16 protein-coding genes and 2 pseudogenes are annotated in these 21537 nt (G+C 74.4%); 7 read left to right on the forward strand and 11 right to left on the reverse strand.

Annotated elements, in window-relative coordinates; all coding sequences use genetic code 11:
• Positions 1-159: 159 nt before the first annotated feature.
• Both ACZ6EG_RS18355 and ACZ6EG_RS18360 read left to right on the forward strand, forming a co-directional pair.
• Positions 160-1932 (forward strand): ABC transporter ATP-binding protein, encoded by a 1773-nt coding sequence (locus ACZ6EG_RS18355; RefSeq protein WP_469605689.1) that lies wholly within the window; start codon positions 160-162, stop codon positions 1930-1932.
• Positions 1929-3818: an ATP-binding cassette domain-containing protein gene (locus tag ACZ6EG_RS18360; RefSeq protein WP_469605692.1), complete on the forward strand. Its 1890-nt coding sequence runs from the start codon at positions 1929-1931 to the stop codon at positions 3816-3818. The genes ACZ6EG_RS18355 and ACZ6EG_RS18360 overlap by 4 nt, the downstream gene beginning before the upstream one ends.
• Before the next feature lie 40 nt (positions 3819-3858).
• On the opposite strand, the gene ACZ6EG_RS18365 is transcribed toward ACZ6EG_RS18360, so the two are convergent.
• Positions 3859-4455 (reverse strand): LuxR C-terminal-related transcriptional regulator, encoded by a 597-nt coding sequence (locus tag ACZ6EG_RS18365; protein WP_391972422.1) that lies wholly within the window; start codon positions 4453-4455, stop codon positions 3859-3861.
• 813 nt (positions 4456-5268) lie between these two features.
• On the opposite strand from ACZ6EG_RS18365, the gene ACZ6EG_RS18370 reads away from it, so the two are divergent.
• Positions 5269-7320, forward strand: coding sequence for a phosphocholine-specific phospholipase C (locus ACZ6EG_RS18370; RefSeq protein WP_469605695.1), 2052 nt, complete (start codon positions 5269-5271; stop codon positions 7318-7320).
• A 20-nt stretch (positions 7321-7340) separates the two neighbouring features.
• On the opposite strand, the gene ACZ6EG_RS18375 is transcribed toward ACZ6EG_RS18370, so the two are convergent.
• Together ACZ6EG_RS18375 and ACZ6EG_RS18380 are read right to left on the reverse strand one after the other, a co-directional pair.
• Complete coding sequence (locus ACZ6EG_RS18375) at positions 7341-8345, reverse strand: DMT family protein (protein WP_469605698.1); 1005 nt, start codon at positions 8343-8345, stop codon at positions 7341-7343.
• Positions 8342-9157: a phosphatase PAP2 family protein gene (locus tag ACZ6EG_RS18380; protein WP_469605701.1), complete on the reverse strand. Its 816-nt coding sequence runs from the start codon at positions 9155-9157 to the stop codon at positions 8342-8344. The genes ACZ6EG_RS18375 and ACZ6EG_RS18380 overlap by 4 nt, the downstream gene beginning before the upstream one ends.
• A gap of 249 nt (positions 9158-9406) precedes the next feature.
• On the opposite strand from ACZ6EG_RS18380, the gene ACZ6EG_RS18385 reads away from it, so the two are divergent.
• Positions 9407-10021 (forward strand): TetR/AcrR family transcriptional regulator, encoded by a 615-nt coding sequence (locus ACZ6EG_RS18385; protein WP_391972418.1) that lies wholly within the window; start codon positions 9407-9409, stop codon positions 10019-10021.
• A 144-nt stretch (positions 10022-10165) separates the two neighbouring features.
• Here ACZ6EG_RS18385 and ACZ6EG_RS18390 read toward each other — a convergent pair whose 3' ends face one another.
• Positions 10166-11254, reverse strand: coding sequence for a DUF2510 domain-containing protein (locus tag ACZ6EG_RS18390; RefSeq protein WP_469605705.1), 1089 nt, complete (start codon positions 11252-11254; stop codon positions 10166-10168).
• Between the two features lie 251 nt (positions 11255-11505).
• On the opposite strand from ACZ6EG_RS18390, the pseudogene ACZ6EG_RS18395 reads away from it, so the two are divergent.
• Positions 11506-13503 (forward strand): annotated as a pseudogene (locus ACZ6EG_RS18395) (ATP-binding protein); the annotation flags it as partial.
• Here the strand turns inward: ACZ6EG_RS18395 and pcaB are convergent.
• The 6 genes and pseudogenes from pcaB to ACZ6EG_RS18425 all read right to left on the reverse strand — a co-directional run.
• Positions 13492-14460 (reverse strand): annotated as a pseudogene (gene pcaB / locus ACZ6EG_RS18400) (3-carboxy-cis,cis-muconate cycloisomerase); the annotation flags it as partial. The pseudogenes ACZ6EG_RS18395 and pcaB overlap by 12 nt on opposite strands.
• Positions 14457-15062 carry a protocatechuate 3,4-dioxygenase subunit alpha gene (gene pcaG, locus ACZ6EG_RS18405; protein WP_391972414.1) on the reverse strand — a complete coding sequence of 202 codons (606 nt, stop codon included), beginning with the start codon at positions 15060-15062 and terminating at the stop codon, positions 14457-14459. The gene pcaG and the pseudogene pcaB, both read right to left, overlap by 4 nt.
• 6 nt (positions 15063-15068) lie before the next feature.
• The gene (gene pcaH, locus ACZ6EG_RS18410; RefSeq protein WP_391972413.1) at positions 15069-15842 is read right to left on the reverse strand and encodes a protocatechuate 3,4-dioxygenase subunit beta; all 774 of its coding nucleotides are present in this window, start codon (positions 15840-15842) and stop codon (positions 15069-15071) included.
• Positions 15843-15859: 17 nt separating this feature from the next.
• Positions 15860-17062: a thiolase family protein gene (locus ACZ6EG_RS18415; protein ID WP_469605710.1), complete on the reverse strand. Its 1203-nt coding sequence runs from the start codon at positions 17060-17062 to the stop codon at positions 15860-15862.
• The gene (locus ACZ6EG_RS18420; protein WP_391972411.1) at positions 17059-17703 is read right to left on the reverse strand and encodes a CoA transferase subunit B; all 645 of its coding nucleotides are present in this window, start codon (positions 17701-17703) and stop codon (positions 17059-17061) included. Before ACZ6EG_RS18420 ends, ACZ6EG_RS18415 begins: the two co-directional genes overlap by 4 nt.
• Positions 17703-18458: a CoA transferase subunit A gene (locus ACZ6EG_RS18425; protein WP_366767462.1), complete on the reverse strand. Its 756-nt coding sequence runs from the start codon at positions 18456-18458 to the stop codon at positions 17703-17705. The genes ACZ6EG_RS18420 and ACZ6EG_RS18425 overlap by 1 nt, the downstream gene beginning before the upstream one ends.
• A gap of 221 nt (positions 18459-18679) precedes the next feature.
• Here ACZ6EG_RS18425 and ACZ6EG_RS18430 point away from each other — a divergent pair, with 221 nt between their 5' ends.
• On the forward strand, positions 18680-19144 hold the full coding sequence (locus ACZ6EG_RS18430) for a MarR family winged helix-turn-helix transcriptional regulator (RefSeq protein WP_391972410.1): 465 nt from the start codon (positions 18680-18682) through the stop codon (positions 19142-19144).
• On the opposite strand, the gene ACZ6EG_RS18435 is transcribed toward ACZ6EG_RS18430, so the two are convergent.
• Positions 19145-20116 carry a DUF3048 domain-containing protein gene (locus ACZ6EG_RS18435; RefSeq protein WP_391972409.1) on the reverse strand — a complete coding sequence of 324 codons (972 nt, stop codon included), beginning with the start codon at positions 20114-20116 and terminating at the stop codon, positions 19145-19147.
• A gap of 228 nt (positions 20117-20344) precedes the next feature.
• On the opposite strand from ACZ6EG_RS18435, the gene ACZ6EG_RS18440 reads away from it, so the two are divergent.
• Positions 20345-21535 (forward strand): zinc-dependent alcohol dehydrogenase, encoded by a 1191-nt coding sequence (locus ACZ6EG_RS18440; protein ID WP_391972408.1) that lies wholly within the window; start codon positions 20345-20347, stop codon positions 21533-21535.
• The last annotated feature ends 2 nt before the right edge of the window (positions 21536-21537 follow it).

Below are 21537 nucleotides of genomic sequence, written 5' to 3' on the forward strand. Positions count from 1 at the left end.
CCGCCGCGGTGGCGTGGTGAGCCACGTCGCCCGGTAGCGGCGCCCCGGGGACTCCCGGGGCGCCGACGCATGCGCTCGGACGGCTCGGCCGCACACCCCACCACCCGGGGGGCGACCGGAGTCCCGGCGCGACGGAACGGACGGAAGGGGCTGGGGCCGGTGGCGGAGACGAGGCCCCGCGAGCGGCGGCCGCCCTCGGAGAAGGACGCGGCCGGCCGCGCGGAACGGGGGCGCGGGCTCGAAGCGCTGGTGCTGTCGTGCTCGGTCGCGGCGGCCGTGGCGGCGGTGGCGCAGCCCGTCGTCCTCGGCCGGACACTGGACCTGCTGCTGCGCGACGGCGACGCCGGACACTGGATGGCCCTGAGTGCCGCGCTGCTCGTGGGCGAGCTGCTGTTCGACTGCCTGACCTCGCTGTTCACCGGCCGCTGCAACGCCGCTCGGACGGCGTCGGTCCGCCGCGGCGCCCTCGCCGGGCTGCTGCGCGCCGCACCCGAGCGCGCACGCCCCTGGACGCCCGGGGACGTCGGCACCCGCCTGACCCTGAACGCCGCCGACGCGGGAGGCGCCCCCGCGGCCCGGGCGTCCCTGGTGGCCTCGTTCGTCACCCCACTGGGCGCGCTCGTGGCACTGGCCTTCGTCGACCTGTGGGTGACGGTCTGCGTGCTGGCCGGACTGCCCGCCCTGGCGGTGGTGCTGCGGGCCTTCGCCCGGGACACCGGCGCGTCGGTCGCCGCCTACCAGCGCACCCAGGCCCGGATCGCGTCGCGGCTCCTGGAGACCCTGGACGGAACGGCGACGATCGTCGCCGCGGGGACCACCGCCCGGGAACGCGCCCGGGTGCTGGCGCCGCTCGCCGAACTCGCCGATCAGGGACGGCACATGTGGGCCCTGCACGGACGGGCCCTCGCCAGGAGCGGCGTCCTGGTCCCGTTGCTTACCCTGGCCGCGACGGCCGTCGGCGGGCTGCGCCTGGCGTCCGGCGACCTGAGCGTGGGAGACATGCTCGCCGCCTGCCGGTACGCGCAGTTGGCCGCCGGCGTCGGGGGGACCGCTTCCCTGCTGGGCGCGGTCGTGCGCGGTCGCGAGGCCCGGCGCCGGACCCTGGAGCTGGAGGAGACGGCCCCGTTGGCCCACGGGCCGCTGTGCCTGCCCCCGGGCGGCCCGGGCGCACTCGAACTGAGGGGCGTGCGCGTGGTGCGCGACGGCAGGGAGGTCCTGCGTGCCGACGGAGTGCGGGTGCCGGGCGGTGCCACGGTCGCCGTGGTCGGGCGCAGCGGATCGGGGAAGTCCGTGCTGGCCGCCGTGGCGGGGCGGCTCGTCGACCCCGACGCGGGGCAGGTGCTGCTGGACGGCGTCCGTCTCGACCGGCTGACCCGCCAGGAGCTGCGCACCGAGGTCGCCTTCGCCTTCGAGCGCCCGGCGCTGGGGGAGGGCACGGTCGCCGAGGTGATCGCTGCCGGGGCGCGGCGTCCGTCGTCCGAGGAGGTGCGGCGGGCGGCCCGGGCCGCGGGCGCCGACGGCTTCGTCCGCCGACTCCCGCACGGGTACGACACCCCCTTGGGGGCGGCGCCGCTCTCCGGCGGGGAGCGCCAACGTCTCGGACTGGCGCGGGCGTTCGCGCACGCCGGACGGCTGCTGGTCATGGACGACGCCACGTCCAGCCTGGACACCGCCACGGAGCACGAGGTCGACCGCGCCCTGCGCCGCTCGGTGCGGCCCGGCACCCGGCTGGTCGTCGCGCACCGCCAGTCGGTCGCGGCCCGCGCGGATCTGGTGCTCTGGCTGGAGGACGGGTGCGTGCGGGCCGCCGGCACACACCGGGAGCTGTGGGAGCTGCCCGGCTACCGCGCGGTCTTCCGAACCGGCGGCACCGATCCCGCACCGCCCCGCGAGACCCCCGCCGCCCCGCGGCCCGAGGAGGTACGGCCATGACATCGGCCCGGTACCGGCGAACCAAGGCCCCGGAGGGTGCGGAGCGTGCGGTGGGTCCGGAGGCCGACGGGCGTGGTGGGCCCCGGGACGACGGGGACGGGACACTGCGCCGGGTCGCGCCGCCGGCCCGCCGCTTCCTCGGCCGTCGCAAGGGGGTCCTGGTACGGCTCACGCTGTGGTCGCTGGCCGAGTCGGGGCAGGCGTTCCTGGTCGGCTACGGGGTGGCCCACGCCGTCGACGGGTTCCTCGCCGGGGACACCCGCCGCGGGCTGCTCTGGCTCGGGGTGGCCCTGCTCGCCGTACTGTCCGGCGCCCCGGTCGTGCGGGGGGTGTTCGCGCAGCTCGCCGGGTTGACGGAGCCGTTGCGCGACGGCCTGGTGCGCCACGCGGTGGACCGTTCCCTGGCCCGGGCGGCGGCGGGCGGAGCCGGCGGGACGGACCGCGCGGCCGTCTCCCGGCTGACGAACCAGGTCGAGATCGCCCGGGACAGCTTCGCCGGACTCGTCCTGACCCTGCGCTCCTTCGTCTTCACCGCGGCCGGAGCGCTGCTCGGCCTGCTGTCCCTGCACCCGGCCCTGCTCGTGGTCGTGCTGCCGCCGCTGGCGGGCGGTCTGGCGCTGTTCCTGGTGACGCTGCGGCCCATGGCGGCGGCGCAGCGGCGTGCCCTGGCGGCCGACGAGGCGCTGGGCGACCACGCGGCGCGGTCCCGGTCGGCGCTGCGGGACCTCACGGCCTGCGGGACCGCACCGCAAGCGGAACGACGCGGCGGGGAACTGGTCGAGGACGCCGCCGCGGCGGCCCGGCTCCTGGCGGGCTGGGCGGCGGTGCGCACGGCGGCGCTCGGTGTCGCGGGTCACCTGCCCGTGCTGGCGCTGCTGGCGGCGGTGCCGTGGCTGCGCGGGCGCGGGGTGTCGGCGGGTGCGCTGCTGGGCGCGTTCACCTATCTCGCGCAGTCCCTGCTGCCCGCCCTGCACACGCTGATGACCGCGTTGGGGACGGCGGGGGCCCGGCTGCTCGTCGTCCTGGACCGGATCCTCGGCCCGGGCCCCGTGCCGGTGCCGTTGCCGGCGCCCAGGAACGGCCTTCGGCCGGCACCCGGCGGCCCGGCCGCGACCAGCACGGCCCACCCGGGCCTCGCGGCCCCCGCGATCAGCGAAGCCCCCGCGGTGGAACTGCGCTCCGTCACCCTGGCCTACGGCGTCCGGGCGGAGCCGGTTCTCGACCGCCTCGATCTGAGGGTCGCCCCCGGCGAACACCTCGCCGTCGTGGGCCCGAGCGGTATCGGCAAGTCGACGCTCACCCGTCTGATCGCGGGCACGCTCGCGCCCAGTGCCGGCGAGGTACGGGTGGCCGGGCGCGCCGTCACCGGCCGGCCCACCGACGAACTCGCCGCCGAGCGGGTGCTCGTCCCGCAGGAGGCCTACGTCTTCTCCGGCACCGTCGCGGAGAACATCGCGTACCTGCGCCCGGACGCGTGCCGCGCCGAACTCGAGGCTGCCGCCCGGGCGCTCGGCCTGCGACCGCTGATCGAGCGCCTCGGCGGGCTCGACGCGGCGGTGCGTCCCGCCGAACTGACCGACGGGGAACGGCAGCTCGTGGCGCTGGCCCGCGCGTACCTGGCGCCCGCGCCCCTGCTCCTGCTCGACGAGGCCACCTGCCACCTCGACCCGGCGTCCGAGGCGCGGGCGGAGGAGGCCCTGGCACGGCGGCCGGGAACCGTGCTGGTGGTGGCGCACCGTCTGTCGTCGGCGGTCCGGGCCGACCGGGTGCTCGTCCTGGACGGTGTGGACGCCGTCTGCGGTACGCACGACGAGCTGCTGGACCGTTCACCCCTCTACCGCGACCTCACGGGTCACTGGCACGCGGGACCGCCCGGACAGCCGTGACCGCCGTGCGGGGAGCGGCCACGGCACCGCGGTGGCTCCGTCAGGCCCACCCCGCGCTCTGGACGATCCGGATCGCGTCCACCCGGTTGCGGGCCCCCACCTTCCGGATCGCCGTGGCCATGTAGTTGCGGACCGTTCCCCGGGACAGGTGCAGCCGCGCCGCTATCTCGGCGATCGGCGCCCCCTGCGAGGCCAGGGAGAGCACGCTCAGCTCGCGGGTCGTCAGGGGCATCTCCGCGCCCTGCAACAGCGCCACGGTGAGCGTCTCGTCCAGGAACCGTTCCCCCTTGGCGACCGTGTGCACCGCCGTGAGCAGCCGGTGCACCGGGGCGTTCTTGTCGACCAGTCCCAGCGCGCCCCCGTCGAACGCCCGGCGCAGCACCCCCGGCCGCCGGGCGGTCGTCAGCACGACGAACCGGTCCCCGAAAACGTCCCGCAGACGCGGACCGCGTACGTCCCCCGGCGCGTGCAGGTACTCGCCGTCCACGACACACACGTCCGCGGGCAACTCCTCACCGTCCGGCTCCCGTGAGCCGGGACACAAGGACGTGACCTCCAGCGTGTCGTCGGATCTGAGCAGTTGCACCAGTGCCGACCGCAGCAGTTCCTCGTCGTGCACCACAACCGTACGGACCATCTCCCCCACCCTTGTCAGCGGCCACCTCGTCCGGACGGCCGGCCAGGCACCCCCGCGCCACGGGCCGTCTGCCCTGATCCGACCCGGCGGAACACAGGGCGCACGCGTGTGCGAGCCCCACCGCAGTCAATTGGCCGTCACAGAGCCCCTCCAGGGCAGGCGCGGGGACGTCCGTACGCGACGAACACGGCGGATAACCCACCGGTTTGCGGTCGGCCCGGGTGCGCCGGGTCCCGCCGGCCGGCCGCCGCCGCCGGGTCCGCCCGGTCCGGTGCCCTGGTGACGGCGGCACGGCACCCACGCGGCGCCCGGAGCCGGCGTCCCGGAACGAAAACTCGAACAAGTCGGCGGAGGCCGGAAACAGTCGCCGTCCAATTCGGCGTGAAATGCGCCTGCCGCAGCGGCCGTTGTACGCGTCCGCTCGAATCGGACGGCAGCCGGGGCTGCGTCCGGCGGCCGCCGGGGGGCCCGAGGCCGAGGCGCGGCAGGATCATGCCCGCGCAGCTCACGAGCGGCAGGACGGCGTCCGGGTCGCGCAGGGTCGTGCGGCGGTGGCACGCTCAGCAGCGCGAGGCACACCCCGGGGTACGGGCCGTCGGGCCGGGGGTGCCTCCGGGTGCATGCCTGTCATGATCGCGACCATCCCCGGCCCTCGGGGCCGCCACACCTCACGTACCGACGACCTTCACACCGGCGCCACCGCACCCTTCCCTGACGTTTGCTGCTCCTGGAACACTCCATTCGCGCGCATTACGTCATCACCCGGCGCCGTCCCGCCGGTTGTTTCCCCCAAGGCGAGAGGCCCTACACCCCATGCCCGAAGTCAACCGGCGCCGATTCCTCCAAGTCGCGGGCGCCACGACGGCGTTCAGCGCGCTGTCGGCCAGCATCGAGCGGGCCGCCGCGCTCCCGGCCAACCACCGCTCGGGGACGATCGAGGACGTCGAGCACATCGTCGTCCTGATGCAGGAGAACCGTTCCTTCGATCACTACTTCGGCAAGCTCAGGGGCGTCCGCGGCTTCGGCGACCCGCACCCGGTCACGCTGGACGACGGCAGGTCCGTCTGGCACCAGGCCAAGGACGGCAAGGAGGTGCTGCCGTTCCACCCGGAGGCCGACGACCTCGGCATGCAGTTCCTGGAAGGGCTGCCGCACGGCTGGTCCGACGGCCAGGACGCCTACCACAACGGCAAGTACGACCGGTGGCTGCCCGCCAAGGGCACCACGACCATGGCGTACCTGACCCGGGAGGACATCCCCTTCCACTACGCCCTCGCCGACACCTTCACCGTCTGCGACGCCTACCACTGCTCCTTCATCGGCTCCACCGACCCCAACCGCTACTACCTGTGGTCGGGGCACACGGGCAACGACGGCACGGGCGGCGGCCCGGTCCTCGGCAACGACGAACTCGGCTACGACTGGACGACGTACCCCGAGCGCCTGGAGGAGGCCGGGATCTCCTGGAAGATCTACCAGGACATCGGCGACGGCCTGGACGCGGCCGGCTCCTGGGGCTGGATCGACGACGCCTACCGCGGGAACTACGGCGACAACTCCCTGCTGTACTTCAACAAGTACCGCGACGCGAAGCCCGGCGACCCTTGGTACGACAAGGCCCGCACCGGCACCGACGCGAAGAGCGGCGAGGGCTACTTCGACCGGCTCCGCGCCGACGTCAAGGCCGGCCGGCTGCCGAAGGTCTCCTGGATCGCCGCCCCGGAGGCGTTCTCCGAGCACTCCAACTGGCCCTCGAACTACGGCGCCTGGTACATCTCCCAGGTCCTGGACGCGCTCACCTCCAACCCGGCGGTGTGGGCGAAGACCGCGCTGTTCATCACCTACGACGAGAACGACGGCTTCTTCGACCACCTGGTGCCGCCGCTGCCGCCGAAGTCCGCCGCGCAGGGCCTGTCCACCGTCGACGTCTCCCTGGACGTCTTCAAGGGCAGCGCGAAGCACCGCGAGGGCTTCTACGGGCTCGGCCCGCGCGTGCCCATGCTGGTCGTCTCCCCGTGGTCGAAGGGCGGCTTCGTCTGTTCCGAGACCTTCGACCACACCTCGGTCATCCGGTTCATGGAGCGCCGCTTCGGCGTCCGGGAGCCGAACATCTCGCCGTGGCGCCGTGCCATCTGCGGCGACCTGACCTCCGCCTTCGACTTCTCGCGGCACGACAGCCGCCCGGCCGGCCTGCCGGACACCGACGCCTACGAGCCGCCGGACCGCTTGCGCCACCCCGACTACCGTCCCGCCCCGCCCGCGGACCCGGACATGCCCCGCCAGGAGCGCGGCCTGCGCCCCGCCCGCCCGCTGCGGTACGCCCCCCATGTGGACGGCACCGTGGACGCGGCGGCCGGGAGGTTCACGCTGGCGTTCGCCTCCGGTGCCGGAGCCGGTGCCGCCTTCCTCGTCACCTCCGGCAACCGCACCGACGGCCCCTGGACCTACACCACGGAGGCCGGCAAGAGCATCGCGGACACCTGGAACTCCGCGTACTCCGCCGGCTCCTACGACCTGACGGTGCACGGCCCCAACGGCTTCCTGCGCGCCTTCCGGGGCCGCAACAAGATCTCCGGACCCGAGGTCACCGCCCGGCACACCGGTGACGACGTCCGGCTGACCGTGACCAACACCGGCACCGGCACGGTCCGGCTGCGGGTCGCGAACGCCTACGGCGGCCGGCCCGCGACCGTCACCGTGCGGGCCGGGGCGACCGTGCACCACACCGTCGACCTCGCGCGCAGCCGCCGCTGGTACGACGTGACGGTCACCTCCGAGGCCGACCCCGCCTTCCTGCGGCGCTTCGCCGGCCATGTCGAGAACGGGCGGCCGGGGGTGAGCGACCCGGCGATCGTCACCGACTGACGGTCGTCGGCGGGCGGCGGCTACAGCCGCGTGAGGTGCCCCGGCCCGGGCTGGCGGGGCACCAGCGCCGGTTCGGCCTGTGCCGGTCCGGCCGCCGGTCCCGTCTGTGCCGGCCCCGACGGCTCGGCCGAGCCCCGCGCCCGCCGCCCGGTCGGCGTCGCCGCCGCCGGCTGCGCGGTGGCCGGTGCACCGGCGGGTTCGGGCCGCCCGGGCGTCGCCCGGCTGAGCTGCACGACACCCCAGGCGGCCAGCGCCGCACCGGTCAGCGCGAGCAGCACACCGCCCGCGCCGCCCCGCAGCCGTTCACCGAGCAGCGACAGCCCGATCACCGCGGCGGCCACCGGATTGGCCAGCGTCACCACCGCCAGCGGAGCGCCCAGACCGCCCCGATAAGCCGTCTGCGACAACAGCAGTCCGCCCACCGCGAAGGCGGCCACCAGCACGGCCACCCCGATCACCCGGGCGTCGAGCAGCGGACCCGAACCGTCCGTGGCGGCGACCGTGACGGTCTGGGTGAGCGCCGAGGCGACCCCGGAGGCGATGCCGGACGCCGTCGCGTGCCGGAGCCCCGGCCGGGCGCCGGGCCAGGCGAGCATGCCGATCAGGGCGGCCGTCACGCCGGAGACCGCCACCGCCTCGGGCACGCTCAGCACGTCGTCGGGCGCGGGTCCGGACGCGGTCAGCAGCAGCGCGCCCAGCCCGAGCAGGGTCAGTCCGGTACCCCGCCACTCGACCGCGCTCACCCGCCGGCCCGCCAGCCGTGCTCCCAGCGGCACCGCCGCCACCAGGGTCAGCGCACCGAGTGGCTGGACCACCGTGAGCGGGCCGTACCGCAGGGCCACGACGTGCAGCAGCGCCGCCGACGCGTTGAGGGCGACCGCCCACCACCAGGCACCGGACGCCAGCAGACGGAGCGCGCCGGTACCCGCGCTGCGGGCGGCCAGCCGTTCCTGGGCGACGGCCGCGGCTGCGTAGGCGCACGCGGAGACCAGGGACAGCAGGACGGCGACCAGCGCGGCGTTCACCGGCCCGCCCCGACCAGCTCGGGCCGGCGTCGCTGTGCCGCCCGGCGCCGGTACTCCGGTCCGCGGCGCACCGCGGCGTACCGCGGCCGGCTCCCGTGGCGCGGACGGACCACCGCCAGCGCGAGACCGAGCAGGGCCGCGGCCACGACGACATCGAGCCAGTAGTGGTTGGCCGTGCCCACGATCACCAGCAGCGTCACCAGCGGATGCAGCAGCCACAGCCACCGCAGGCGCGACCGGGTCGCGACGATCAGGGCGACCGCCAGCATCAGGGCCCAGCCGAAGTGCAGCGAGGGCATCGCCGCGAACTGGTTCGACACCTGGTCGGAGTGCGGCGGACCGTAGACCGAGGGACCGAACACCCGGGCCGTGTCGATCAGGCCGCCGGCGCCCAGCATGCGCGGCGGGGCGAGCGGAAAGAGCAGGTGCAGCGCCAGCGCGGCCCCGGTCACCGCGGCCAGCACCCGCCGGGCCCAGACGTAGTGGGCCGGCCGCCGCAGGTAGAGCCAGACCAGCAGTGCCGCGGTGGCCGGGAAGTGGACGACGGCGTAGTAGGTGTTCGCCGTGTGGATCAGGGCGTCGCCGTGCAGGAGCAGGGACTGCACCGTGCCTTCGTCGGGCAGCCGGAGCGCGCGTTCCCAGTCCCACACGCGGTGGGCGTTGCGGAAGGCCTCCGGGGTGTGGCCGGCCACCAGCTGCCGGCCGAGCTTGTACACGAGGAAGAGCCCGGCCACGAGCAGGAGCTCACGGACGAGCGGCGGTCGCGCGGGCGCGTCCGGCCCGGCTTGTGCAGGCTCGGTACGGGCATTCATCCCCCGGCCCCTTCGCTGACGGTGGTGCGTGCGGTCCACAGGTGTATGACGCACAGGAACGGAGGTGTGTGACAGTGATCATCGATACGAACCCGTTCCGATACGGAAGTGTACCGATACGCCAGTGTACCGATACGCTTGGGTACCGGTACACTGGCGTATCGATGGGCATGGCATCCACTGGAGCACCGACCCCTGGAGTGCCTCTGTACCGCCGCTGTACCGCCGCTTGAGTGAGGAGCAGAGCCGATGACGCCGCAGGCCGAGGACCGACCGGACACGGTCGGCGCGTCGCGCCGCTCCAAGATCACGCCCGAGCGTGAGCAGGAGTTCTTCGACGCCGTGCTCGAACAGATCCGGACCTGTGGCTACGACGCCGTCACCATGGAGGGCATCGCCGCCAGCACCCGGTGCAGCAAGTCCACGCTCTACCGGCAGTGGAGGACCAAGCCCCAGTTCGTCGCCGCGGCCCTGCGCTCGCAGCGCCGGGTGCGCTTCACCGGCATCGACACCGGGTCGCTCGCCGAGGACCTGCGCCAGGCGGCCCGGGCGGCGGGGGAGGGCGCCGGCAAGGACACCGGGCTGCTCCAGGCGCTCGGCCACTCGGTCATGCAGGACCCGGAACTCCAGTGCGCGCTGCGCGAGGCGCTCGTCGAGCCGGAGATCGCCGCGCTCCGGGAGATCCTCCGGCGCGGGGTCGACCGGGGAGAGGTCGAGGCCGGCCACCCGGCGCTGGAGTACGTGCCGGCTCAGATGTTCGGCATGCTGCGGATGCGGCCGGTCGTCGAGGGCGAGCAGGCCGACGCCGCGTACCTCGTGCGCTTCGTGGAGGCCGTCGTGCTGCCGGCGCTGGGCCTCCCCTGAGACTCAGGCCGCCGTCCACGGGATGACTGGACGGCGGCCTGCCCGCGCCGCACCGTGGGGACGGGGGCGGCGCGCACCCCGGCCGGGTGGGACGCCTTCTGAGCGGAAGGGCGCCCCACCCGGCCGACTGCTGTGCCGGGCCGGTCAGACGTCCTGACCGTCGCCGCCACCCCCGGAGGAGTCCACCTCGATCCCCCCGGTGATCTCGTCGATGACCGACTGCCCCTCCTCGGTGTCGACACCGAAGCGGACCACGACGATGCGCTCGGGGTCGGCGGGCGAGGGGAAGGCCAGCGACTCGACGTAGCCGTCGGCGCCCTTGCTGGTGACCGCCTTCCAGCGGACCAGCCAGCCCTTCTGCCCGGCGACCGTGACCGCCTTGGAGGCCAGTTCGTCGTGCGAGGTGATCCCGCCGTAGGACTCGCCGCCGTACGACTCCTCGGCGTTCGCCTCGATGTCGGCCTTCGCGACCTCCTCGGCGGTGTCGCCCTTGGTACCCAGCACCACGGCGGGGGCCGAGTAGGCGCCGCCCTTGGTGCAGGTCTTGGAGGTGTCGCCGGGGCACTTGTAGCTGTCGTCCGACGTCACCGTCGCACCGACCTGCAGTTGTTGCCCGGACCAGCCGTCCGGGATGGGCAGGCTGATCCCGCTGACCGGGTCCGTGACGGAGCCGCTGTCGATCGTGGGCGGCTCCGACCCGCCCGGCGAGTCCGGCGCGGGCGACTCGCCGCCCCCGCCGCCCCCGCCCGAGCCGCCGAACGGGTTCTCCCGCCCGCCGGGTCCGCGCCGGTCCTGCTGCGAGGACGCGCTGCCGCCGCCCGAACCGTCGTCGGCCAGCACGTACACGCCCACGCCTATGCCGGCCAGCACGACCACGGCCGTCGCGACGGCTATGCCGACACGCAGCCGACGCCGCCGCGCGGACGGCGGCTGCACGGGAAACCCCGGATAACCGGGATGCACGGGATAAGGCGCGGGCACACCGTCGTGAGCCGGTTGCTGAGCCGGTTGCTGAGCCGGTTGCTGAGCCGGTTGCTGAGCCGGTTGCTGAGCCGGCTGCTGACCGGGCTGCTCGGCCGGCCGCTGCGCGGGCGGCGGCCCCCACGCGGCGGCCTGTCCCGCGGGGCGGACCTGGTCCGTCCACACCTTGCCGTCCCACCAGCGCTCGGTGGCGGGGCCGTCGTTCTTCTGCCCGGGGTCCGGGTACCACCCGGGGGGAGTCGCCTGCGTCATGGCCCCACCGTATGAGGCGTCGGTGAAAGCCGGATGAGAGGCCCGGCCCGTCACGGCGCCGGCCCCCCGCCCGCGGCGGGTTGACGGACGCCGACCCGCTCGTCCGCTGATGACGGGCCCGCGGCGTCGTCCGCGCTTTACCGCATGTCACCCGTCACGGCAACTGCTGTCCGGACCGCCCACCACGCGCGCGATCCGACGGATAGGCTCAGGGGCAGTACGTCATTCGGGCGACTCGGGGAGGTAGCGGGATGACGGAGGTACGGCGGAGGGCCGCCGCCTCGGCCTCCCTCTGGGAGCGCGACGAGGAAGTCGCCACCATCGCACGGGCGGTGGACACCCTGCGGGCGGACCGCTCCTCCCCCGGCACCCTGCTGGTGGCCCGGGGCGAGGCCGGACTGGGCAAGACCGCGCTGCTCACCGAGACCCGCCGCATCGCCGAGGCCCAAGGCTGCACCGTCTGGTCGGCGCGCGGCGGCGAGACCCTCAGGTCCGTCCCCTTCAACGTGGTGCGTCAACTGCTCCAGCCCGCACTGGTGTCGATGCTCCCGGAGGAGGCGCGGGAGTACCTCGGCGACTGGTACGACATCGCGGGCCCCGCCCTGGGCATAGCGGACCCCGGCGAGCGGCAGGCCGACCCGCAGGGTGTGTGCGACGGTCTGGTCGCCGTCGTGCGCCGCCTCGCCCGCCGGGAGTGGCCCCTGGTCCTGCTGATCGACGACGCCCACTGGGCCGACCAGGAGACCCTGCGCTGGCTCGCCGCGCTCGCCGAACGGCTCGACGAGACCTCGATCCTGATCGTCGTCGCCCGCCGCCCCGGTGAGGTCGTCGGGGACAGCGCCCGCCACCTGGACGCGGTCGCCGCCGCGGGCCGGCCACTGGCCCCGCTGAACGCCCTCACCCCCGCGGCGACGGCCGGTCTCACCCGCGCCACGCTGGGCGCCCACGCCGACGCCGCGTTCTGCCGCGAGGTGTGGGCCGTCACCGGCGGCAATCCGTACGAGACCGTCGAACTCCTCGCCAAGGTCCAGGACAGCGAGATGGAACCGGTGGAGGCCCAGGCCGACGAGCTGCGCGCGCTGAACCGCGCCGCGCGGGGCGGCGGCCTCGTCGCCCGCCTGGAACAACTCGGCGTCGACTCCACCCGCTTCGCCTGGGCCGCCGCCATCCTCGGCGGCGGCATCACCGTCGGCATGGTGGCCCGGCTCGCCACCCTCGACCGCGACGACGCGGCCCGCTGCGCCGAACTGCTGTGCAACGCGCGCATCCTGACCGAGCCCGACCCCGGGGCCCCGCAACCGGACGCGGGCGACCTGGAGTTCGTCCACCCGCTGATCGCCACCGCCGTGTACAACTCCATCCCCGACGCGCTGCGCACGGCGATGCACGGCATAGCGGCCCAGCTGGTCACCGACTCCGGTCTCGGCGCCGCGGCGGCTTCCCGCCATCTGCTCCAGGTGCACCCCGACGACGACCCGGAGGTGGTGGAGCAGCTGCGCGAGGCGGCCCGCGAGCACCTGGCCGTCGGCGCCCCCGACGCGGCCCGCCGCTGCCTCGAACGCGCCCTGGAAGAACCGCCGTTGCCCGACCTGCACGCACGGGTCCTCTACGAACTGGGCTGCGCCACCCTGCTCACCGCGCCCGCCACCACCATCGGCCACCTGCGCACCGCCCTCGCCCTGCCGGGCCTGGACGGCGAGCAGCGCGTCAACGCCCTCTTCCGGCTCTCCGAGGCACTCCTCCACAACGACCAGCTGGAGGAGGCCGTGCGCACCGTCCAGGCGGAGGCGGCCCGCAACCCGGACCCCTCCGTGCGGCTGCGGCTCCAGGCCGTCCAGTACATGTGGGAGGGCATCCACCCCGGCGAGACCTCCTCGCCCGGACGGTCCGAGCGCCTCGCCGAACTCGCCGCCACCTGCACCGGCCGCGACAACGCGGAGCGCGCCCTGCTCATCCTGCGCGGCTTCGACGCCATGACCCGCGGTGAGAACGCCGAGGAGGTCGCCGAGCTGTGCGACCGGGCCCTCGTCAACGGCCGCCTCGCCGCCGGACTCGGCTGGACCGACACCGAGTGGGGTCTGGAACTGCCGATGATGCTGGCCAACTGCTACGCGTACACCGACCGGCTCGACCGCGCCGAGGCACTGTTCACCGAAGCCCTCAGCTCCTACGAGACCGCGGGCCGCGCCCGCGGTCAGCCGCAGCAGGTCCCGCAGCGGCTCCCACTCGGCATGCCAGGCGCCGGCCGGCCGCTCGTCCTCGGCCGCCAGCGAGCCGTACAGCGTGGCCGCGAGCTGCGGCGCGCGCCGGGCGGCCGCCGCGATCAGCGTGGCCCGTACGGGATTCGCCTTGTGCGGCATCGCGGACGAGCCGCCGCCGCTGCCCTCAACGACCTCGCCCAGCTCGGTGCGGGAGAGGGTCAGCACGTCCGCCGCGATCTTCCCGAGCGCCCCGGCGGTGAAGGCCAGGCAGCCGGCCAGGTCGGCGACGGGGGTGCGAAGGGCGTGCCAGGGCAACAGCGGCTCTTCGAGGCCGAGTTCGCGGGCGTACGCCGCGGGCAGCGCGGTCGGGTCCGGAGCGCCGTACGCCCCGAAGGCGGCCAGGGTGCCGGCCGCGCCGCCGAGCTGGGCGGGCAGTGCGTCGCGCACGGACGTGACGCGGTCCCGCGCGTCGAGCACCAGCGCCCGCCAGCCCGCCGCCTTCAGCCCGAAGGTCGTCGGCACGGCGTGCTGGGTCAGCGTCCGGCCCGGCATCGCCGTGTCCCGGTGCTCGGCGGCCAGCCGGGCCAGTGCCCGTTCCGTGCGGGCGAGGTCGGGCAGCAGCAGGTCCAGGGTGCGGGCGGCGACCAGCATCGCCGCCGAGTCCAGGATGTCCTGGCTGGTCGCGCCCCGGTGCACGTAGGGCCCGTACTCCTCGCCGACCGCCCTCGTCAGGTCGGCCACCAGCGGGATCACCGGGTTCCCGCCGCCGCGGGCGCGCTCGGCCAGCGAGCGCGCGTCGAAACCGGCCGGGTCGGCCGCCGCGGTCACCGCGCTCGCCGCCTCGGCGGGGGCGAGCCCGAGGCCCGCCTGGGCCCGGGTCAGGGCCGCCTCCGCGTCGAGCAGGGCCCGCAGCCAGGCACGGTCGCCGGTCGCCTCGGCGGCCGGCGAGCCCGCCCACCCGGGGGCGAGCAGGCCCGCGTCGTGCGCTTCGGGAGCAGATGTCACTGGAACTCCAGGAAGACCGTCTCGCCTTCGCCCTGAAGGCGGATGTCGAAACGGTACGTCCCGTGGCCCTCGTCGGCGGCGATCAGCGTCCCGCGGCGCTCCGGGTCCACCCGGGACAGCAGCGGGTCCGCGGCGAGCGGCGCCTCGTCGCCCGGCAGGTAGATCCGGGTGAACAGGTGCACGAGCAGGCCGCGCGCGAACACGCACACGCTGACGTAGGGCGCGTTGCGCCCGCGCGCCCCGGGCCGCAGCGTCCGCGCGTACCAGTGGCCGTTCGCGTCGGTCTGGATGCGGCCGAAGCCGGTGAACTCCACGCCGTTGCGGCCGAGGAAGCCCCCGGAGGCCGGGTCGCGCCGCATCGAGCCGTCGGCCGTCGGCAGCGCGCCGTCCGGGCCGGGCCCCCACAGCTCCACGAGGGCGTCCGGCAGCGGCTCGCCCGCACCGTCGTACACGTACCCGTGCACGGTGATCGTGTCCGGGTGCCCGAGAGGCGCGATGTCCTCGCCGCCCGGGAAGGGCAGCGCGTACCCGTAGAACGGGCCGACGGTGTGCGACGGGGTGGGCAGCACGTTCTCCGGGCGGCCGGGGTCGGTCTTCGTCATGGCGGGTCAGCGTCCTTCTTCGATCCAGGTGGCGTTCGGGCCGTCGAGCACGATGTCCCAGTGGTAGCCGAGCGAGAACTCGGGCACGGACAGGCTGTGGTCGTAGGCCGCGATCAGCCGCTGCCGCGCCGCCTCGTCCGTGACGGACTGCAGGATCGGGTCGTACGGGAACAGCGGGTCGTTCGGGAAGTACATCTGCGTCACGAGCCGCTGGGTGAAGGCCGAGCCGAACACCGAGAAGTGGATGTGCGCCGGGCGCCAGGCGTTGACGTGGTTGCGCCACGGGTACGGGCCCGGCTGGACGGTGGTGAAGCGGTAGCGGCCGTCGTCGTCGGAGAGGGTGCGGCCGACGCCGGTGAAGTTCGGGTCCAGTGGCGCGTCGTGCTGCTCGCGCTGGTGGGCGTAGCGCCCGGCCGAGTTCGCCTGCCAGATCTCCACCAGCTGGCCGCGCACGGGCCTGCCGTCGCGGTCGAGGAGGCGGCCGGAGACGGTGATGCGCTCGCCGATCGGCTCCCCGTGGTGCTGCCGGGTCAGATCGTTGTCGATACCGGTGAGGTCCCGCTCCCCGAAGGCGGGGGAGGACAGCTCCACCAGTTCGGGGTCCTTGGTGACGTCGATGGCGACCGGCGGCTGTTTCGGGTGGCGCAGCACCGAGGAGCGGTAGGGGGCGTAGTCGCGGCGCGGGTGGTGCTCGACGGGCGCGCCGTCGGCGACGCGTCGGTCGTAGGCGGCGCGTTCGGCCGCGATCTCCGCGTCGATGTCGTGCTGGGTGAGAGTCATGGGGGTTCCCGTGGTGGCTAGCGGTCGAGGACGAGGGCGAGGCCCTGGCCGACGCCGATGCAGAGGGTGGCGACGCCGGTGCCGCTGCCCCTGCGGGCGAGCTGGTGGGCGACGGTGCCGGCGAGGCGGGCACCCGAGGCGCCGAGGGGGTGGCCGAGCGCGATGGCTCCGCCCTGGGGGTTGAGGATCGCCGGGTCGAACTCGGGCCACTCGGCGACACAGCCCAGCACCTGGGCGGCGAACGCCTCGTTGAGTTCGAGGACGTCCAGGTCGGCGAAGGTCCGGCCGGCCCTGACGAGGGCGCGCTCGACGGCCTCGACGGGGGCGAGCCCGAAGTACTGCGGATCGGTCGCGGAGACGCCGGTGGCACGGATCCGGGCGAGCGGCTCGCGGCCGGTGGCCCGCAGCCCGTCGTCGTCCACGAGCAGGAGCGCCGCGGCGCCGTCGTTGAGCGGCGAGGCGTTGCCGGCGGTGACGGTGCCGTCGGCGGTGCGGAAGGACGGCCGCAGCTTCGCCATCGCCTCCAGGGAGGCGTCGGGGCGTACGCACTCGTCGGCGGCGAACTCCACCGTCTCGCCCTTGCGCCGCGGCACCGGGACGGGTGCCAGCTCGGCGTCGAACAGCCCGGCGGCCTGCGCGCGGGCGGCCTTGCGGTGGGAGGCGAGGGCGTACTCGTCCTGCCGCTCCCGCGCGATCCCGTGCTTGTCGGCGATCAGTTCGGCGCTCTCGCCGAGGGGGACGGTCCACTGCGGGTCCATCCGCGGGTTGACCATGCGCCAGCCCAGGGTGGTCGAGTACAGCTCGGCGTGCCCGGCGGGGAAGGGCCGCTCCGACTTGGGCAGCACGTACGGCGCCCGGGTCATCGACTCCACCCCGCCCGCCAGGACGATCGACGCGTCCCCCACGGCGACGGCGCGCGCGGCCTGGATCACCGCTTCGAGCCCGGAGGCGCACAGGCGGTTCACGGTGACGCCGGGGACCGTGGTGGGCAGACCGGCCAGCAGGGCGGCCATGCGGGCGACGTTGCGGTTCTCCTCGCCGGCGCCGTTGGCGTTGCCGAAGTACACGTCCTCGATCCGGGACGGGTCCAGCGCGGGCGTCCGGGCGAGGAGCTCGCGGACGGCGTGCGCGGCCAGGTCGTCGGGGCGTACGCCCGCGAGGGAGCCGTTGTACCTGCCGAACGGGGTGCGCACCGCGTCGACGATGTAGACGTCCTTCACTTCACGCCCTCCGGGACGACGAGGTCGGCATCGGTCCGGGCGACGACCTCGTCGACGCTCACGCCCGGCGCGGTCTCCACCAGCACCAGGCCCTCGCCGGTGACGTCGAGGACACCGAGGTCGGTGATGACCCGGTCCACGCACGCCCTGCCGGTGAGCGGCAGCGCGCACTGTTCGAGGATCTTGGGCGAGCCGTCCTTGGCGGTGTGGGTCATCACGACGATGACGGTGCGGGCGCCGTGGACGAGGTCCATCGCCCCGCCGATCCCAGTGATCATCTTTCCCGGGACCGCCCAGTTCGCCAGGTCACCGGAGGCCGAGACCTGCATCGCGCCCAGCACGGCCACGTCGATGTGCCCGCCCCGGATCATGCCGAAGGAGAGCGCCGAGTCGAAGAAGGAGGCGCCCGGCAGGACCGTCACGGTCTCCTTGCCGGCGTTGATCAGGTCGGGGTCCACCTCGGCCTCGGTGGGGTAGCGGCCGGTGCCCAGGATGCCGTTCTCGGACTCCAGGGTCACCTCCACGCCCTCGGGGAGGTAGTTGGGGATCAGCGTCGGCAGGCCGATGCCGAGGTTGACGTACTGCCCGTCCCGCAGCTCCCGGGCCGCCCGCGCGGCCATCTCCTCACGCGTCCAGGCCATCAGGAACTCACCGTCCGCCGCTCGATCCTCTTGTCCGCCGCCTGCTCCGCCGTCAGCGCGACGACCCGCTGCACGAAGATCCCCGGCAGGTGCACCGCGTCCGGGTCGATCGCGCCGGGCTCGACCAGTTCCTCCACCTCGGCGATCGTCACCCGGCCGGCCATCGCCGCCAGCGGGTTGAAGTTCCGCGACGACTTGTTGAACACCAGGTTCCCGTGCCGGTCGCCCTTCGCCGCCCGCACCAGCGCGAAGTCGGTGCGGATGCCGTGCTCCAGCACGTACGGCGAGCCGTCGAACTCGCGGACCTCCTTGGGCGGCGAGGCCAGCGCGACCCCGCCGGAGCCGTCGTAGCGCCACGGCAGCCCGCCCTCGGCGACCTGGGTGCCGACCCCCGCCGGGGTGTAGAAGGCGGGGATACCGGCCCCGCCGGCCCGCAGCCGCTCGGCCAGCGTGCCCTGCGGGATCATCTCCACCTCCAGCTCCCCGCCCAGGTACTGCCGCGCGAACTCCTTGTTCGCGCCGATGTAGGACCCGGTCACCCGCGCGATCCGCCCCGCGGCCAGCAGCACCGCCAGCCCGGACTCCATCGCCCCGCAGTTGTTGGAGACGACCGAGAGCCCGCCGGTCCCACGCTCGTACAGCGCCTGGATCAGCACGTTCGGCACACCGCTCAGCCCGAAGCCGCCCACCGCGAGCGACGCGCCGTCCGGCACGTCGGCCACGGCCCCGGCGGCCGAGGCCACCACCTTGTCCATCCGAGAAGCCCCATCTCTTCCAAGCGCCCCGGACCGCGAACCGATCGCCAATTAATCAGGGCACTGAGTATTTCAGCGAGGTGCCCCACACGCTGCCACCGGACCAGCCGGGCGTCAAGAGCCGGAAAAAGACGAGGTGGATCGTCTGTCGGGGCAACGGACAGCGGTCGCCCGCCCGATGTATCGTCAGTGCACCAACAGAAGTGATCACTGGAGTGCACATGGCCGCGGTCGACCTGACCACCCACCCCGGGCACCTGGCCCGGCGGCTGCAGCAGGCGCACTACCTGCTGTGGAACACGATGGTCTCGGAGGAGGTCACCTCCCCGCAGTTCGCGGTCCTGAACGCCCTGGTCGCCGAGCCGGGCCTGGACCAGCGCACGGCGGGGGAGCGGGTGGGCCTGGACCGCTCCACCATCGCCGAGGTGATCAGCCGGCTCGGCCGCCGCGGGCTGCTGGACAAGGTCCGCGACCCGCAGGACGGCCGCCGCTTCCTGCTGCGTCCGACCGAGGAGGGCCTGCGCGCCCATCGCAAGCTGGCCCTGCGCACGGCCAGGATGAACCAGGTCTTCCTCGCCCCGCTCGCCGCCGAGGAGCAGGCCGTCTTCTTCGACCTCATCCGCCGGGTGGCGGACGCCGCCGAAGGCCTTCGCGCCCCGGCCGGGCCCGTGGTGGCCCCGAACTGATCAGGACTCCTTCGCCGCGTCGACGAACACCACCCACACCTGCCCCTCGGCGAACTTGAGCGGCGCGCCGTCCGCGCCGGTGAAGGACGTGCCGTCCGCGGCCCCGCCGCGCTTCCAGGTCGCGTCGTACGCGCGCCCGTCGCGCAGCACCTCGGCCGCACCGGAGCCCACCGACTCGACGTAGGGCGAGTTGTTGCCCCGGAAGTCACCGAAGGCGGACTCGCGCACCTTCACGTGCTGCACGACGACCGTCGCCGGTGCCAGGCGCCCCCCGTCGGCCGTCCGGGCCGGAGCCCCGTCCATGGCCACCAGCCAGCGGTCACGGCTCTCGGACCAGGTGAAGTCGAAGGAGGCCGAGGGGTAGCGCACCGTGCGCGAGGACTCGGCGCGGCCACCGCCGGGAGTCTCGCCGTAGCGGAACCCCGTGGTCAGGGCGTCGGCGCCGGGAGGCTCGGGCAGTAGCCGGCCGGGGCGCAGATACAGGTTGTGCGGGGCGGCCCGGTCCTCGTCGCGCACATAGGCGCCGGTCTCCTCACCGGGCGGCTCCGCGCGCAGCGGCGCCTCGTCGATGAGCGGCAGCAGCTTGCCCTGCGCGCCGGAGAAGGCGAGCGTCGGCCGGTCGAACTGGCGCAGCAGCTCCAGGTCCGACTCACGGGCGCTGCGCACCGGACCGACCGACTCGGGCAGTTCCGTCGCGTAGACCGCCATCAGACGGCTCAGTCCGGCCTCCACCGGCTCCACGTAGACCACGTCCGCGGCCGCCAGACCCGACTGGGGGCGGGACGCGGGGACGTTGTCGACCTTCACGGCGAGCACCGGGCCCCGGCTCTTCGCGGTCTGCGACCGTTCCACCTCCGGCGCCCTCCGGTCGTCGCCCGCCCCCGGCCCGGCCGTGCAGGCCGCCCCCAGGGAGACCGCCAGCGCCGCGGTGAGCAGCGCGCCACCCCGCCGCCTGTGCTTCCTTCGTCGCATTCCGACCACCACCCGACCGTCCCCTGTCCTTGATTGTGTACTTCTAGAAGCATTTAGCGCCATACCCGACCGAATCTGATACGGCGCGCGCTGCGGGGCACATGATCCGCTGTTCGGACGAAACCGGCGGGCGGTGACGAGAACGGCGGGCGGTTCGGTGAAGGGCGGTCGGGTACCCGGCCGCCACGCAGGACCGGCCCGCACGGGCGACGGAGGGAGCGCGAGGCGATGAAGGCAGTGACGTGGCAGGGCAAGCGGGACGTGCGGGTGGAGGAGGTGCCCGACCCCAGGATCCAGGAGCCGACGGACGCGGTCATCCGCGTCACCTCGACCGGGTTGTGCGGCTCCGACCTGCACCTGTACGAGGTGCTCACGCCGTTCATGACACCGGGGGACATCCTCGGCCACGAACCCATGGGCATCGTGGAGGAGGTCGGCGCCGAGGTGACCGGTCTCCGGCCCGGTGACCGGGTCGTGGTGCCGTTCCAGATCGCGTGCGGGCACTGCTACATGTGCGGCACCGGCCTGCCGACCCAGTGCGAGACCACCCAGGTCACCGGCGAGGGGATGGGCGCCCCGCTGTTCGGCTACACCCGGCTGTACGGCGCCGTGCCCGGCGGCCAGGCCGAGTACCTGCGGGTGCCGCAGGCCCAGTACGGCCCGATCAAGGTGCCCGAGGGCCCGGCCGACGACCGCTTCGTGTACCTGTCCGACGTCCTGCCCACCGCCTGGCAGGCGGTCGCGTACGCGGGTGTCCCGCAGGGCGGCAGCGTCGCCGTGCTCGGCCTCGGCCCGATCGGCGACATGGCCTGCCGGATCGCCCGCGCCAAGGGGGCCGAGCGGGTGTTCGGCGTGGACCTCGTACCGGAGCGGCTGCGGCGCGCCCGCGAGCGGGGCGTGGAGACGTACGACCTGCGGTCCTTCGACAGCCAGAAGGACCTCGTCGCCGCGATCCGCGACGAGACCGGTGGCCGCGGGCCGGACGCCGTGATCGACGCGGTCGGCACCGAGGCGCACGGCGGCGCCGCCGCCAAGCTGGTCCAGCAGGCCGCCGCGGTGATGCCCCGGGCCATCGGCGGCAAGCTGGCGGAGCGCTTCAGCGTCGACCGGCTCGCCGCCCTCTACACCGCCATCGAACTGGTGCGGCGCGGCGGGACGATCTCGCTGTCCGGCGTCTACGGCGGCATGGCCGACCCGATGCCGATGCTCACCATGTTCGACAAGCAGATCCAGATGCGGATGGGGCAGGCCAACGTGCGTCGCTGGAGCGACGAGATCATCCCCTACCTGACGGACGAGGACCCGCTCGGCGTCGACGACTTCGCCACCCACCGGGTGCCGCTGACGGACGCGCCGCACGCGTACGAGATGTTCCAGAAGAAGCAGGACGGCGCGGTCAAGGTCCTGATGCAGCCGTGAGA

The sequence above is a fragment of the Streptomyces sp. NPDC041968 genome, from assembly GCF_055589025.1.